We start from the raw sequence: 264 nt of genomic DNA, 5'->3' as shown, positions 1-264 counted from the left end.
TCAACAGTTGTAACAGTTGTCATGTTTGTTAACATAGCTTTAGCTACTTCGTTATTACCAGACTTGCGCTGTTCATCAACAATCAAATCATCACGAACTGCAGCAATACGACGGATTTGAGCAATCGTACCGCCTGTACCCGCAGGAATAAGACGACCGACAATAACATTCTCCTTAAGACCTTGCAAAGTATCAATCTTTCCAGAAACCGCTGCCTCCGTAAGTACTCGAGTTGTTTCCTGAAATGATGCCGCTGAAATAAAG

At 42.4% G+C, this 264-nt stretch carries 1 protein-coding gene; it reads right to left on the bottom strand.

All coding sequences use genetic code 11. From position 1 onward, the window contains the following. Positions 1-264: hypothetical protein (locus tag ACFINZ_RS11585; protein WP_375701595.1), on the bottom strand; the 264-nt coding region annotated here is incomplete at both ends.

The organism is Bartonella sp. AA81SXKL (assembly GCF_042196945.1).
Classification (GTDB): Bacteria; Pseudomonadota; Alphaproteobacteria; order Rhizobiales; family Rhizobiaceae; genus Bartonella.
The sequence above is the reverse complement of the archived record's forward strand: the minus strand, read 5'-3'. Positions and strand labels throughout refer to the sequence as shown.